The following is a 14,079-nucleotide window of genomic DNA, read 5'->3' as shown; positions in this document are numbered from 1 at the left end:
TGATGCATGATTTTCTAAAAGCCTTCAAAGACGCTTTCCCTCATACCATTTCTATCTTTTTAGGGTATTTGCTTATGGGAATGACTTTTGGAATGCTTTTAGTCCAGCAAGGGTATGATTATAAAGTCGCTTTGTTCATGTCGTTATTCATCTACGCTGGGGCGGTGCAATTTGTAGCGATCACGCTTTTAAGCGCGCAAGCGAGCTTGATGAATGTCGTTATTGTGAGCTTGTTAGTGAATGCGAGACAGACTTGTTATGCGCTTTCTATGCTAGATCGATTTAAAAACACCCAATGGCGTTTGCCCTATTTAGCGCATGCGCTCACGGATGAAACCTTTGCACTATTGAATTTATACGCTCCTAAAGAGGGGGTTAGTGAAAAAGATTTCATGTTTAGTATTTCCTTACTCAACCATTCTTATTGGATTTTTGGCTCGTTAGTGGGTTCGTTGGCCGGATCGCATTTTTCTTTTGACACTCAAGGCATGGAATTTGTGATGACAGCGATTTTTATCGTGCTATTCATGGAGCAATACAAACGGAACACAAACCACAAAAACGCATGGCTTGGGATCGTTATTGCGGTCGTTTGTTTGGCGCTCTTTGGGACTGAATACTTTTTGCTCATCGCTTTAGTTTTGATGGTGCTCGCCCTCATTTTGTTTAGAAAGCAGTTAGAATGTTAATGCATTCTATACTCATTCTTTTAGTCATTATAATAACGACTTATTTCACGCGCATTTGGCCTTTTATGGTGTTTAACGCTAAAAACCCACCTAACGACTTTGTGCGTTATTTGGGTAGGGCTTTATCATGCTCAGTGATAGGCATGCTCGTGATCTATTGTTTTAAAGACATTCACATTTTAAAACCCCCTTATGGGATCAATGAAATCACCGCTTTTTTATCCGTTATTCTTTTGCACCGCATTTTTAAGGTGTTTGTTTTAAGCATCACGCTCCCTACCATTCTTTATATGGTTTTAGTCCAAAGCCATGTATTAGAAAAGGCTTTTTTTAATATTCATGTTTTTTAACCCTAGCGTTTTTAATCACAAAATACGCCGTAGGGATAATAAAAAGCGTTAAAACAACGCTACTCATCATGCCCCCTAGCATGGGTGCGGCAATGGATTTCATGATTTCACTTCCTGTGCCATGGCTATACATGATTGGAATGAGTGAAGCTAAAATGCTAAAAAAGGTCATCAGCTTGGGCCTTACCCTAAGCACCGCCCCATGCATGATAGCTTCTTTTAAGGCGGTAGTCGTCTGCTCTTTTAAAGGGGTTTTGATGAATTTTTGAAACGCATCCTCTAAATAAATAATCATCACAATAGCCGTTTCGCTCGCTACCCCTAAAAGGGCTAAAAAGCCCACTAACGCCGCCACGCTCATGTTAAATCCCATGAGATTCATAAAAATCAACCCCCCCAAAAACGCAAAAGGCAGAGTGAAAAAGCATAATAAGGAATTAGTGAGATTCTTTAAAGCAAAGACAATTAAAATAAAAATGATAAAAACGCTCACCGGCACGATGTATTGTAAGGTTTTAAACGCTTCTTCTAAATACTGGCTTTCGCCGCTAAATTCATAATAATACCCGTTAGGCAATTGGATTTTTTCTAGCGCTTTTATTGCTAGTTGTCTGTAAGCATCAGAGCTGATATTAGCTTGCGGAACAATATAGATAAAATTCACGTTCAAGCCCTTTTCGCTCTTTAGCACCGCCGGCGAGTTGTCGTAATACACATGGGCTAACTCCCTTAAGGGCATGTAATTGTAAGCGGTTTTGACATAGAGGTTTTTTAATTTTTCAATGGTGTTTCTTTCGGTGTCTTCTAAGCGTAAAGAAATAGGGTAGCTTTCTACGCCTTTAATCATGGTAGTGAGCGTGGCTCCGCCCAGAGCGAATTTAATCGCATCTAACACGGCGTTTTTATTGATGTCATAACGAGCCAGATTTTCATCGTTCAAATCCAGCGTGATATAGTAGCCATTATTAGATCGCTCTGCAAAAACGGATAAACTCTCTTTTAGGGTTTTGAGCTGTTGTTCCATAAGGATCGCTAATTCTTGTAATTTGTCCGTGTCATTACCATAGAGCTTGATGCCTAGGGGCGTTCTAATGCCGGTTAAGAGCATGTCCGTCCTCCCACGAATGGGGTAAGTCCATGAATTAGTCAAGCCTTTTAATTGTAAGGTTTTTTCTAATTTATCCCTAACTTCTTTATAGCTGAGCTTTTCTTTCCATTCGTTTTTTGGCTTTAATTCAATGTAGGTTTCTATCATTCCTAAACCGGCGGCATCGGTGCTAGTGTTAGCGCGCCCCACCTTGCCAAAAACCTGTTTGACAAAATCCAATCGCTTGATAGCGGCATTACTTTTTTTCAAATATTCTAAAGCGGTATCAATGCCCACGCCATTAAGCGTTACTGGCATATACATGATTACCCCTTCATTGATTTGGGGGATAAATTCCCAGTTGAGTTTTTTATACGCTACATACAAACCCCCTAAACCTAAGACGCTCGCTATTAAAAAAGCGTATCTGAACTTAAGCACAACATTCAAGCTCACGCCATAAATTTTCATGAAAAAAGCGTTAATGGGGTTTTTAGACTCTTCTAAAATCCGCCCTTTAATGAGCCATACCATTAAAATAGGGACCATGGTGATAGAAAGCAGCGCTCCTACTAGCATGGCAAAGGTTTTGGTGTAAGCTAAAGGGGCAAAAAGCTTTTCTTCTTGGCCGGTGAGCGCAAAAATTGGCAAGAAAGAAACCACGATGATCATTAAAGCAAAAAATATCGCACCCCCCACATGCTTAACCCCTTCTATGATGCCATTAACCCTTTGAGCGTTGTCTTTTGTATCAATGTGTTGCAAATGCTTATGAGCGTTTTCTACCATCACAATAGCCGCATCCACCATCGCCCCTATAGCGATCGCAATACCCCCTAAACTCATGATGCTCGCTTCAATATTGAAATAACGCATGAGCAAGAAGCTAATACACACGCTTAAAGGCAGAGTGATAATCACCACTAAAGCGCTCCTGAAATGCAGTAAGAAAATCGCAATAATGACTAGCACAATGACGCTTTCTTCTATGAGCGTGTGGATCAAATTGTCAATGCCTTTTTCAATCAATTCGCTCCTGTCATACACGCTGGTGATTTTCACATCAGGGTTACTCGCTTGTAAGGTGGCGATTTTTTCTTTAATGGCTTTAAGCACCTTATAGGTATCAGCGTGATAGCGCACCATGACAATCCCCCCCACCACTTCCTTATCGCCATTGAGATTGGCCGCTCCTCTGCGTGGTTTTGGAACTAGCCTAACGCTGGCTATATCTTTGATTTTTAAAGGGATAGCCCCTTCTTTTTTAACCACAATTTCTTCTAAATCCTTCAAAGATTGGATATAGCCATGCGATCTTATGATTTTTTCAAACCCGTTTTCTAAAATAACCCCCCCACCGGTATCGTTATTGGAATTTTTAATCGCGTTAGCGACTTGCTCTAAACTCAAGTTATAACGGATCAAAGAATCGTTTTGAAGCGTTACTTCATAATCTTTCACAAAACCCCCCACGCTTGCAACCTCACTCACCCCATCAACCCCCAAAAGCGCATAGCGGTAATAGAAATCTTGCAAGACTTTCAAATCGCTTAAATTCTTGCTATCGCTGGATAGAGCGTATTGATACGCCCAACCAATAGAAGTGGAATCGCTCCCTATTTCCACTTTAGCGTCCTTGGGGAGGTTACTCACTCGGTTCAATTGCTCTAAAACCCTATCCCTAGCCCAATACAGATTGACGCCGTCTTTAAAAATGATGTAAATCAAGCCGCTTTCATAGCTAGAAATCCCCCTAACCGTGTCAATGTTAGCGATGCTCATGAAAGTGGAAACTAATGGGTAAGTAACCTGCTCTTGCACGATTTTAGGGCTTTGATTGGGGTAAGTGATTTGCACGACCACTTGAGCGGGGCTTAAATCCGGCAAAGCGTCTAAACGAACGCTTTTTATCGCCCACAAAGAGGCTAAAAAAATGAGCAGAGTGACTAAAGTGGTAAGGAGTTTGTTTTTAACGCTTAAATCAATGATTTTTTCTATCATTCAATAATCCCCATTGTTTTGAGCGTCAGCGTCTAGCACGAATAAAGCGTTATTAGCAACTTCTTCGCCCGCTTTTAAACCCTCTAAAATTTCATAATTCCCATCGCTCAAGCGGACGGCTTTAATTTCTAATGGGCTTAAGCCAAAATCGTCTTTTTTAAACACGATAGCTTTTCCCCCTTTAATCAAAACCGCTTCTTTAGGCAGGATCTTCATTTTTTGGGGTTTGTGAAAGATTTCTACTTGAGCGAACATGTTAGGGTAATAAAGCTGTTTAACATTAGGCACATTGAAGCGCGCTTCTAGCATTTTATCTTGCGCATTTATGATGGGGTTGATGTTTTCAAGCGTGATTTCTTGTTTGCCTTTAATCCCTTCTACGAACAAAATCGCTTGATGCGTGTTTTTTAAAAACTCTAAATCCTCTTGATTGACTTTAACAAGCGCCCACAATTGGCTTAAATCTATGATTTGAAACAGCTCTTGCCCTTTTTTAAAAAAGCTCCCCTCATTGAGATCCGGGCTTTTTTTAAAGATAACGCCACTGAAACGAGAGTAAATAGTGATTGCATTTTGGACTTTATGGCTGCTAATGATTTTTTCAATGCTAAAGTTTTCTAACCCTAATAGTTTTAATTTTTCTTTAATCGCTCCCACTTGTTGGTTGAATTTCAATGATGATAACAACTCGCTTTGAACGCTCACTAATTCAGGGGAATACACGCTCAATAGTTTATCGCCCTTTTTAATGGGGGTATAGGTTTTATTCGCATAAAGCTTTTCCACATAGCCATCAAAACGCAGGGTTTGAGAAAAAATCAGCGCTTCATTGGGCTCTAAAATCGCGTAATAGCGCCGGCTCTGGGCGAATTCTTTTTCTATAACCTTAGTGGTGGAAATATTGAAATGAGTTTGGCTTTTAGCTTCTTTAGTTTTTTTAGTCTCTTGAGTTTCTTTAATTTCTTGAGCGTTAGCCAATAAGAGGCTAAAAAATAGGGTCAGGGCTAACAATAAAAGCCGTTTCATTCTAATCCTTTAAGGTTTTGTAAAGACAAATAAGCGCTATTTAGAGCGCTCAAGGTTTCAAGCTGGGTGATTTGAATGGTGATTTTGTCATTAAAAGCGTTGTAATAAGCGTTGTAATCGCCATTAGATTTCAAATCAAGTGCATAAATTTGCGCGATTTTTTCATTCTGTTTGATGATTTTATTGATCGCTTCCAGGTTTTTTTGCAAGGTTTCTAATTTTTTAAGGAGTTTTAGGGCCAGGTGGTGGGTTTTGTTTTTGGTGTTTTCCACTTCGCTTTTAAACACCAAGCTTTCTTTTTTCTTTTGCTCCACTAATTTGGCTTGCTTGCCATAAAGGGGTAAGGGGATGGACAAGGCGACGCTAAACATGTCGTAGTTATAGTATTGTTTGGAGCGGAAATAATACACCCCGGTAACATTCACGTCTTCTAAAAAGCTTTTTTTAGCCAAAGTAATATCTTTTTGTGCTTTTTCTTCATCAAGCCTGGCGATCGCAATATCGTAATTAGTGGCGCTAATGTTATATAACTCTTGCTCTTTATTAAATTCAAAATTTTTAGGGGCAATGCTTAAAATCTCGTTTTCTTTAAAAGTCAATTCACCCATGGAATAATGACTGCTAGAGAGCGCTTCTTCTAAATTGTTTTTTTTGATTTCTAATTGCGATTTTAAAATTTCTAATTTAGCGATTGCTATTAAATTGGGCGAACTGGAATGGTTGGCTTGATAGAGGGTGTTTTCTAAATTTTTAATCGCTGTGTTTAAAAGCTCTATTTCTTGTTGGTTTTTATAGTTTTCAATGCCATTTATCATTAAATTAATCACCAATTGTTGCTTGGTTTTTTTAAGCTCTAATATCTTTTTTTGTTTTTCTAAGTTAATCATTTGAGATTGCGTGAGTTTTTTACCATTTAAATCCACTTTTTGAGACAAACCCAAGCTCATGTTTTGCATTAAGGTGCTATCTAGCCTGAAAAAGTCGCTCACGTTAGCGTTGTTATAGCCTAAATACAAAATAGGGTTATCCCACTTGCTAACGACTTTTTCTTGAGAATTTAAAGCGTCAATTTGCTCTTGTAAGGCTTGTATTTTTTGATTTTTAGAAAGGTATCTAGCCACAAAAGATTGGATCTCTAAATCTTTAGCCAAACCCAAACTAAAAAGCAGTAACAAGGCTGTTAAAAGGCGTATTGAAACGCCCCCCTTATAAAACGCGCTTATAAAAGATAGCATGCGCTTATAAATCCAAGCTTGTTTTAGCGCGATAAACCTGGCCCTCTTTAGATTTAATATCCACCCTAACCTGCCATGTCCCGTTCATAGAAAGATTGGTTTTCGCTTCATAAAGGCCGTTTTTTTCACTCACTTGCGCCATTTCTTTCATCGCTGGCATGCCGGGCATTTCAGGCATCATAAACTGCACCCTAACGATAGCTTTTTCTAAAGCCTTACCTTTTAAAGTGGGGCTGAGTATGAAAGTGTTATCGCCTTTAATGGGGTTACCCACGGATTTGATTTTCACTTCCAAGTCATTGGCTTTTAGGGTTTGCTCCCATGCGTTTAAACTCATAACCCCCAACACGCTTACTAAAAATAAAGCGGCTAACTTTTTCATCGTTTTGACCTTTACATTAAGATAACAAGAAAATTCTTGTTGCGGACGAATGATAACCCTCTTTTGTGTAAAAATTGTGGAAATGGTTTTTAAAAAAATGGGGGTTTTAAGTAGAAGGTATAAAAGTTTATGCTATTTTTTTAAGGTTTTAAAATCAAATTTCAAAGGATTAGTATGCATTTTAGAATCGAACATGACACGATGGGCGAAATCAAAGTAGATGATAGCCAATACTGGGGGGCTCAAACGCAACGCAGTCTTGAAAACTTTAAAATCGGCACTGAAAAAATGCCTAAAGAACTCATTGGCGCGTTTGCCAAACTCAAAAGGAGTCTGGCGGTAGTTAACCACAAGTTGGGGAAATTAAGTCTGGAAAAATCCCAAGCCATTATCAAAGCGTGCGATTGCATTTTAAAAGGCGAGTTGTGCGGCGAATTTCCCCTAGCGATATGGCAAACAGGGAGCGGGACTCAAACGAACATGAACCTCAATGAAGTCATTGCCAATAAGGCTACCGAAATTTTAGGGGGTAATTTTAGAGAGAAAAAACTCATCCACCCTAACGATGATGTGAACATGTCTCAAAGCTCCAACGACACTTTCCCTACCGCAATGCACATTGTGAGCGTGCTAGAAATCACGCGCAAACTGCTCCCTAGTTTGGAGAATTTGTTAAAAACCTTTAAAGACAAAAGCCAACAATTTAAAGAGATTGTCAAAATCGGGCGCACGCATTTACAAGACGCTACGCCTTTAACTTTGGGGCAAGAATTTAGCGGGTATGCGAGCATGTTAGAGCATTCTAAACAACAAATTTTAGAGAGTTTGGAGCATTTAAGAGAATTAGCCATAGGCGGGACTGCCGTAGGCACAGGGCTAAACGCTCATAAAGAATTGAGCGAAAAAGTGGCTGAAGAATTGAGCCAGTTTAGTGGCGTGAAATTCATTTCTGCGCCCAATAAATTCCATGCACTCACTAGCCATGACGCTATCGCTTATGCGCATGGGGCTTTTAAGGCTTTAGCGGCGAATTTAATGAAAATCGCTAACGATATTAGATGGCTTGCGAGCGGGCCGCGCTGTGGTCTGGGCGAGCTTAATATCCCTGAAAACGAGCCGGGCAGCTCTATTATGCCCGGTAAAGTCAATCCCACGCAATGCGAAGCGATGACAATGGTGGCCGTGCAAGTGATGGGGAATGACATCGCTATTGGCATTGCGGCCAGTCAGGGTAATTTTGAATTGAATGTGTTCAAGCCGGTGATTATTTATAATTTCTTGCAAAGTTTAAGGCTCTTAAGCGACAGCATGGAAAGTTTTAATACCCATTGCGCGATCGGTATTGAGCCTAACAAAGAAAAAATTGATTATTACTTGCACCATTCTTTAATGCTAGTAACCGCCCTTAACCCGCATGTAGGCTATGAAAACGCCGCTAAAATCGCTAAAAACGCCCACAAAAAAGGCATTTCTTTAAAAGAAAGCGCGGTGGAATTGAAGCTCTTGAGCGCTGAAGATTTTGACAAATTCGTGGTGCCTGAAAAGATGATCGGGCCTAAGGCTTAAAACATGGCTAAGGTCAAGGATCAAGATTATAAAAAGTGGGCAAGAGAAATTGCGAGTGGGGGTGCTGTAGTGTTTTTTGGGGCTGGCTTTTCAGCTGGCGCTACAGGGTTTGATGGTGAATTGCCCTTGGGTAATCAGCTAAGAGATAAATTAGGTGAATTTTGTGGATTTGAAAGGAAGTATTATGAGACAAAAGATCTGAAAGATGTGGCTGAACATTGCCTACTTGAGAAATCTCGTCAAGAAATTGTTGAAAAACTAAAGGATATTTTTGCAGTTAAGCAACCAAAAGATGAACAAAAAGTTGTTGTAGGATGGCCATGGAAGAGCATTTACACGACAAATTACGATGACTTGATTTATTGTGCTGGCAAGCAAGTTAGTAAAAATATTGATATTTTAACGCTTGAAAGTATGTTGCCAAGTGAATCTAGAAATTTTTGTTTGCATATTAATGGCTGTGTGGATAGATTAGAACCAAAACATTTAGATAACTCCTTCAAATTGAGTCATTCTTCTTATGTTAATGGTGATGTTTTTGCAAATTCTTCGGAGTGGGAAAATAAGTTTAGAAAAGATCTGCAATATTCTGCTTTGGTGGTGTTTATGGGGTATTCTCTAGCAGATATGCCTATTGAGAGAATCTTATTTATGGAAATGGGAAATATGCGAGGGGAAGTTATTTTTGTGGTTGCAGATTCTAAAAAATACAATGAAGATCCTATAGGTGATAAAAAATTTGAAAGGTATGGGAAATTGCTTAGGATTGGTGTGGAATCTTTTGCAAACAAAATTCTAGAATGTTGGCCACAGGATACTAATTTAGGTTTTAACTATTTGGAAAAAATAATCATTTCTAATTCATTGGATGTCAATATTAGAGACAATGACCTAAAATTATTTTTTGAGCAAGGTAAGTTTAAAGATGGATGGTTACAAAATGAAGTTTTGGGGTATTTAAAAAATGGGCATCAGATTAGAAAAAGTTTTTTAGGTAAGGGATTCACTCTAGGAGATAAGATAACAGAAAGGGTAAAGGATAAAAATATCTTGAAAAATCCTATTCAGTCAGATTATGTTCCTAAACTAATTCCTAGAAAAGAAGAAATTGATGAAGCTCAATGCGAATTAGCACGAGATAGCGTAGGGATTTTAGGGGTGTTTGGCGAATTAGGGAGTGGGAAAACGATATTTTTAAGACAATTAGCAATAGTGCTTGTTGAAAGTGGCAACTCAGTATATTTTGTTAGGCATGGGGATTTTATCTCTCAAAAAGAAGAAATAGATACCCTACTAAGACAACTCAAAGATAGAGATGAGAAGGCTTATATTTTTATAGATTCTTATCTGAATCAGCCAGAGATTTCTCGATATATCGCCAAGAAGGTTAAAGAAACTCGTTGTGTCAAATTGATATTGGCAACAAGAGCTGTTGATTGGCATGGCGATGAGGACTACAAGGTTATTCAAGGAGATTCCCTAATAGAAATAGGACAGATAAGCGATTGGGATCTAGGTGTTTTTGCACAGATTATTAGTTATCTTGGTTTGTGGTCGAGAGATTTGAGTGGAGAATCTTTTAGAAGACAAAAAGGGTATCTTCAAAGAAATTGCAATGCTGAAATGATGCTTATTTTATTGGATATTTTTAATTCTCAACATATTCACAACAAGCTAAATGAAAATTTGGAAGATATTTTAAAAGAGAAACAAATAAAAAAGGTATTGTTTGTTGTTTGCTTCTTGCGTGTAGCGAACATTACTAGTGGAGATATCGCACTTTTGGCACATTTATTAGGAGATGATGGATTAGGAAAATTTAAGTCGCAATACATCAAACAATTTAGGGCTTTAAATTTATGGAATGATGGCGATTTTGGTTCTAGTATTCTAGCCTTGTTTGTTTTGCACCGCATGTTCTCGTATGATGAGATCACAAGGTATGCTTTTGAGATATTAAAAAGAGCAAGGAATACAAAGAAAAATTACCAATTCAATCAAGAACATAGAGTCTATCTTAAATTATTGAATTATCGCACTATGAGTCGTGTATTTGGTAAAGAAAAAGATAGCGATAAAGATAAGAAATTTAGATTTTTGCGTAGCTATTATGATGATGCTAAAAGAGAGATTTCAAGTCTTGCGGAGGATCCTCAGTTTTGGTTGCAATATGCAATGTGCCATATGCCAATAGGCAAGTTTAAAGAGGCACAAGACTATTTGAATCAAGCATATGGTAAGGCGAAGCAAAAAAATAGGCTCTATAATGTGGATTATATTGATAATCAGCAAGCTCGCTTATACATCTATCAAGGAACTAATGCTGAAGACAAAGAGGATGCGTTTAGGTTTTTCAAACAAGCTGTTGAGTTACTAGGAGAGCGTAGAAAAGAAGATGAATATAAATACAGCATTATTGAAAGTTTTTGGAATTTTTTAGAAGAACATTTCTTGCATTTTGAAAAAGATAAGCAAGAAGTTATTCAGAAAGTTTTGGCGGATCATCATGAAAAGTTTTGTAGTTTTTGTAGGCAAGGTTCATGGTATAAACAAAAAATTATTAGGGGGTGCGAGAAGGTGTTTGAAAAGTATTTGCCTAATCTTGAAAAACCTAATCTCTCAAAAAATTTATCAAGCAAATGACTCTAGGCATTGATGAAGCGGGTAGGGGGTGTTTGGCTGGGTCGCTTTTTGTGGCTGGGGTGGTGTGTAATGAAAAAACGGCCTTAGAATTTCTAAAAATGGGTTTAAAAGACAGCAAGAAGCTCAGTCCCAAAAAGCGCTTTTTCTTAGAAGATAAAATCAAAACGCATGGTGAGGTGGGGTTTTGCGTGGTTAAAAAAAGCGCGAATGAAATTGATAGCTTGGGCTTGGGGGTGTGTTTGAAGCTCGCTATTCAAGAAATTATAGAAAATGGTTGCTCTTTAGCTAATGAAATAAAAATAGATGGCAACACGGCGTTTGGCTTGAATAAACGCTACCCTAATATACAAACCATCATCAAGGGCGATGAAACAATCGCTCAAATCGCTATGGCGTCTGTTTTAGCGAAAGCCTTTAAGGACAGAGAAATGCTAAAATTGCACGCTTTGTTTAAGGAATACGGCTGGGATAAGAATTGCGGGTATGGGACTAAACAACATATAGAAGCGATCATTAAGCTAGGGGCTACGCCTTTTCATCGGCATAGCTTCACGCTTAAAAACCGCATCTTAAATCCCAAACTCTTAGAGGTGGAACAACGCCTTATTTAAAAGGGCGCTGAGATTACTAGCGCTCGTTAAAGAAAGGTCGATGCGTTTCTTTTTAAAGTAAGCGATTAAGTCTTCAGGCTGAATGAAAGGGAATTGCACCATGACATACACACGATGGTTGGTGGTATCCACGAACCTTTTAGCCAAAATGGATTTAGACGTTAAAAAATCAACAAGCCCGAATAAATGGCTGATAACATTATTTTTAACTTGAAGCGCTTTAACAATGCGATGGCGCATTTTAGTGATTAAAACGCTTTCTAAAGTGCTGTAAGCGTTCATTCTGGCTCTTAAAAGAGCGATTTCTTCAGCGTTCTTTTCAGGGGGCAATTTGTCATCATAGGGGATGTAATTGGCGTAAAAATCGTTCCTTTTACCAGAAATATAAGCCGATCCGACATATTGATTGGGCGGGTTCTTTTCGTCAAAAAGATTGATTTCAAGCCAATCAGGATAGTTAATCGTGCCCTTTAAATGCTTAGCATGCGCTGTTTGAGCGAAGAGGCCTAGGGATAACAAGGCGCAGAAACTTAAATTTTTCAATGCGTTCATTATAGCTTCCTTTCTATAAAAAATATTAAAAACACCCTACGCTTTTAGGGTAGGTAGCATTTCTCAAAAAAGCGAAATACTGGGATAGCTTATAGCGAGTTAGCTTAAAAAAAAATAAAATACATGTTAATAATATAAAAAAATGCGTAATAATTTTAATACATAAATACATAAATACATAAATACATAAATACATAAATACATAAATACATAAATACATAAATACATAAATACATAAATACATAAATACATAAATACATAAATACATAAATACATAAATACATAAATACATAATAACTATTATACCAAAATAGATTGAATATCCAAAGAAAAATCAATGAAATTAAGGTGTTTGTAGGGGGTATTGGTTGCCAAAATAGGGGCGTTGATAGAAACGACTGCAATTTTTAAAAACCCATGTTTGTGGCACCATAAAAGCTGTTTTTCTAAAAAATGGGGCGTGGGGAAAGCGTGGGCGATGAGGGCGAGCTTGTTGGTGGCGTTTTCGCGCAAGATAAAAATCCCGTTATCATGGGAGTAAAGCTCGTAGTTTGGGAATTGCTTGTAAAGCTCTAAAAAAACCATGTTTTCAAAAACGCTTAAAAGCGAGGGGCTAGGAGTCAGGCTATAAGGCAAGGCAAAATCGCACAGATACAATTTAGTTTTATTATTTTCAAAATTAGGGGCTAAAAAAAGGATGCGTTGTTTTTCTAGCGCGTGTAACAATTTATAAAGGGTGTCTTTAGAGGTTTTCAGCTCTTTTTTGAATTGCGTATAAAGATAAAAAGCGCTCACAAACTTAGATTGATACGAGCAGATTTTAGCCATTAAAGAGGCGTAAGCTTGAAAGGCTAATTGAATATTTTCTTGTTTTTTTAGGATTTTTTCTTGCTCGTTTTCTATAAAAAGCGAGTCTAAAGCGTTGCCGTCTCTTAAAAAGCGGTTAAACAGGGTGTTTTTAGGGGTGTTGGGCTTGAAAAAGCGAGTGTATTCTTTAAAACTCAATCCTAACGCATAGCATAAGCTAAAATCGGGCGCTGTTATGGGGCTTAAATAATTAGGGATAAGAACGATTTTAGAAAGCTTTGGCAGGCTGAAATCCAAGCGATCAATACGATCTAAAATGAGCAAATCCATTTTCTTTTCCAAATGCCATTTTAAAAGCCATGAGCTTAGAATGTTTTGGTTCAAACGCATGTCATTGTAATTGATGTACACAGGGTTTTTAAAAACCTTTGCTAGTTTGAGGGCGAAAGTGGTTTTACCGGATTTCATCGGCCCTAAAAGACAGATTTTATCGCTTGAATGCGCCTTTAAAAGCGGGTTGTTCAAAGCCGGCTCTTTAGGGGTTTCAAAAGGCCCAAAAGGGTGCAAGCAAGAAAGGGGCATGAACTTCCTTTCAAATGAGATTGGATTGAGATAATCGTAGCGCGTTTTTTCTATTTCCTTATAAAAAGGAAGTAAAAATCTCTAAAAAGCCCTAAAAATAGCAAAAGTTATTGACTAAATGGCGCATTTTGAGTAGTATTTCAGTTTTTATTTTATTGTTTTATTCTGTTTTTAGTAACGGATGAAACGAGTTCTTTTAGGAGAGTTTATGGAAAAAATCAGGTTGAAGCTCAAAGCTTATGACCATAGAGTGTTGGATCGCTCTGTTGTGGCTATCGTGGAAGCCGTAAAGCGCTCAGGTTCTGAAATTAGAGGGCCTATCCCTTTACCGACTAAGAATAAGCGTTACACCGTTTTACGATCCCCGCATGTCAATAAGGATTCAAGAGAGCAGTTTGAGATTAGGGTTTATAGCCGATTGATTGATATTATCTCGGCCACCCCAGAAACCGTGGATAGCTTGATGAAGTTGGATTTAGCGCCTGAAGTGGATGTAGAAGTAACTTCTATGGAAACGAAGTAGTCCTAACGCATTGAGATCATAAAAT

12 protein-coding genes are annotated in these 14,079 nt (G+C 38.2%); 6 read left to right on the top strand and 6 right to left on the bottom strand.

Annotated features, from left to right (window positions below):
* Window positions 1-2: 2 nt before the first annotated feature.
* Complete coding sequence (gene azlC, locus QT74_RS03150; RefSeq protein ID WP_033764566.1) at window positions 3-689, top strand: azaleucine resistance protein AzlC; 687 nt, start codon at window positions 3-5, stop codon at window positions 687-689.
* Window positions 683-1,039 carry a branched-chain amino acid transporter permease gene (locus tag QT74_RS03145; protein WP_033764564.1) on the top strand — a complete coding sequence of 119 codons (357 nt, stop codon included), beginning with the start codon at window positions 683-685 and terminating at the stop codon, window positions 1,037-1,039. The genes azlC and QT74_RS03145 overlap by 7 nt, the downstream gene beginning before the upstream one ends.
* On the opposite strand, the gene QT74_RS03140 is transcribed toward QT74_RS03145, so the two are convergent.
* Genes QT74_RS03140 through crdA form a run of 4 tightly spaced genes read right to left on the bottom strand, consistent with a single transcriptional unit; the run spans window position 1,020 to window position 6,770 of the window.
* On the bottom strand, window positions 1,020-4,127 hold the full coding sequence (locus QT74_RS03140; protein WP_033764562.1) for an efflux RND transporter permease subunit: 3,108 nt from the start codon (window positions 4,125-4,127) through the stop codon (window positions 1,020-1,022). The genes QT74_RS03145 and QT74_RS03140 overlap by 20 nt on opposite strands.
* Entirely contained in the window at window positions 4,128-5,153 is a 1,026-nt protein-coding gene (locus QT74_RS03135; protein WP_033764561.1) for an efflux RND transporter periplasmic adaptor subunit, read from the bottom strand.
* Window positions 5,150-6,388: a copper resistance outer membrane protein CrdB gene (gene crdB, locus QT74_RS03130; RefSeq protein WP_033764558.1), complete on the bottom strand. Its 1,239-nt coding sequence runs from the start codon at window positions 6,386-6,388 to the stop codon at window positions 5,150-5,152. Before crdB ends, QT74_RS03135 begins: the two co-directional genes overlap by 4 nt.
* A 4-nt stretch (window positions 6,389-6,392) precedes the next feature.
* Window positions 6,393-6,770: a copper resistance determinant CrdA gene (crdA, locus tag QT74_RS03125; protein WP_000731620.1), complete on the bottom strand. Its 378-nt coding sequence runs from the start codon at window positions 6,768-6,770 to the stop codon at window positions 6,393-6,395.
* 174 nt (window positions 6,771-6,944) lie between these two features.
* On the opposite strand from crdA, the gene fumC reads away from it, so the two are divergent.
* From fumC to QT74_RS03110, 3 genes are read left to right on the top strand one after another with little or no spacing between them, the layout of a single operon-like run.
* Window positions 6,945-8,336, top strand: a complete 1,392-nt coding sequence (gene fumC, locus QT74_RS03120; RefSeq protein ID WP_033764556.1) for a class II fumarate hydratase — start codon at window positions 6,945-6,947, stop codon at window positions 8,334-8,336.
* Window positions 8,337-8,339: 3 nt separating this feature from the next.
* On the top strand, window positions 8,340-10,979 hold the full coding sequence (locus QT74_RS03115) for a P-loop NTPase (protein ID WP_033764553.1): 2,640 nt from the start codon (window positions 8,340-8,342) through the stop codon (window positions 10,977-10,979).
* Window positions 10,976-11,590, top strand: a complete 615-nt coding sequence (locus QT74_RS03110; protein ID WP_033764551.1) for a ribonuclease HII — start codon at window positions 10,976-10,978, stop codon at window positions 11,588-11,590. Before QT74_RS03115 ends, QT74_RS03110 begins: the two co-directional genes overlap by 4 nt.
* On the opposite strand, the gene QT74_RS03105 is transcribed toward QT74_RS03110, so the two are convergent.
* The gene (locus tag QT74_RS03105; RefSeq protein ID WP_033764548.1) at window positions 11,564-12,142 is read right to left on the bottom strand and encodes a hypothetical protein; all 579 of its coding nucleotides are present in this window, start codon (window positions 12,140-12,142) and stop codon (window positions 11,564-11,566) included. The genes QT74_RS03110 and QT74_RS03105 overlap by 27 nt on opposite strands.
* 300 nt (window positions 12,143-12,442) lie before the next feature.
* Window positions 12,443-13,474, bottom strand: coding sequence for an ATP-binding protein (locus QT74_RS03100; protein ID WP_324286927.1), 1,032 nt, complete (start codon window positions 13,472-13,474; stop codon window positions 12,443-12,445).
* Window positions 13,475-13,739: 265 nt separating this feature from the next.
* On the opposite strand from QT74_RS03100, the gene rpsJ reads away from it, so the two are divergent.
* Window positions 13,740-14,054: a 30S ribosomal protein S10 gene (rpsJ, locus tag QT74_RS03095; protein ID WP_000411561.1), complete on the top strand. Its 315-nt coding sequence runs from the start codon at window positions 13,740-13,742 to the stop codon at window positions 14,052-14,054.
* Window positions 14,055-14,079: the final 25 nt, after the last annotated feature.

It is taken from the genome of Helicobacter pylori SA213A (assembly GCF_000476275.1).
Lineage (GTDB): Bacteria > Campylobacterota > Campylobacteria > Campylobacterales > Helicobacteraceae > Helicobacter > Helicobacter pylori_CL.
This window is presented reverse-complemented; position numbering and strand designations above follow the sequence as displayed.

Excerpts from the sequence above, each read along its gene's own strand:
- QT74_RS03140 (WP_033764562.1), bottom strand. The coding sequence starts at position 4,127 with ATGATAGAAAAAATCATTGATTTAAGCGTTAAAAACAAACTCCTTACC.
- crdA (WP_000731620.1), bottom strand. The coding sequence starts at position 6,770 with ATGAAAAAGTTAGCCGCTTTATTTTTAGTAAGCGTGTTGGGGGTTATG.
- QT74_RS03110 (WP_033764551.1), top strand. The coding sequence starts at position 10,976 with ATGACTCTAGGCATTGATGAAGCGGGTAGGGGGTGTTTGGCTGGGTCG.
- QT74_RS03105 (WP_033764548.1), bottom strand. The coding sequence starts at position 12,142 with ATGAACGCATTGAAAAATTTAAGTTTCTGCGCCTTGTTATCCCTAGGC.
- azlC (WP_033764566.1), top strand. The coding sequence starts at position 3 with ATGCATGATTTTCTAAAAGCCTTCAAAGACGCTTTCCCTCATACCATT.
- fumC (WP_033764556.1), top strand. The coding sequence starts at position 6,945 with ATGCATTTTAGAATCGAACATGACACGATGGGCGAAATCAAAGTAGAT.
- QT74_RS03135 (WP_033764561.1), bottom strand. The coding sequence starts at position 5,153 with ATGAAACGGCTTTTATTGTTAGCCCTGACCCTATTTTTTAGCCTCTTA.
- crdB (WP_033764558.1), bottom strand. The coding sequence starts at position 6,388 with ATGCTATCTTTTATAAGCGCGTTTTATAAGGGGGGCGTTTCAATACGC.
- QT74_RS03115 (WP_033764553.1), top strand. The coding sequence starts at position 8,340 with ATGGCTAAGGTCAAGGATCAAGATTATAAAAAGTGGGCAAGAGAAATT.
- QT74_RS03145 (WP_033764564.1), top strand. The coding sequence starts at position 683 with ATGTTAATGCATTCTATACTCATTCTTTTAGTCATTATAATAACGACT.
- rpsJ (WP_000411561.1), top strand. The coding sequence starts at position 13,740 with ATGGAAAAAATCAGGTTGAAGCTCAAAGCTTATGACCATAGAGTGTTG.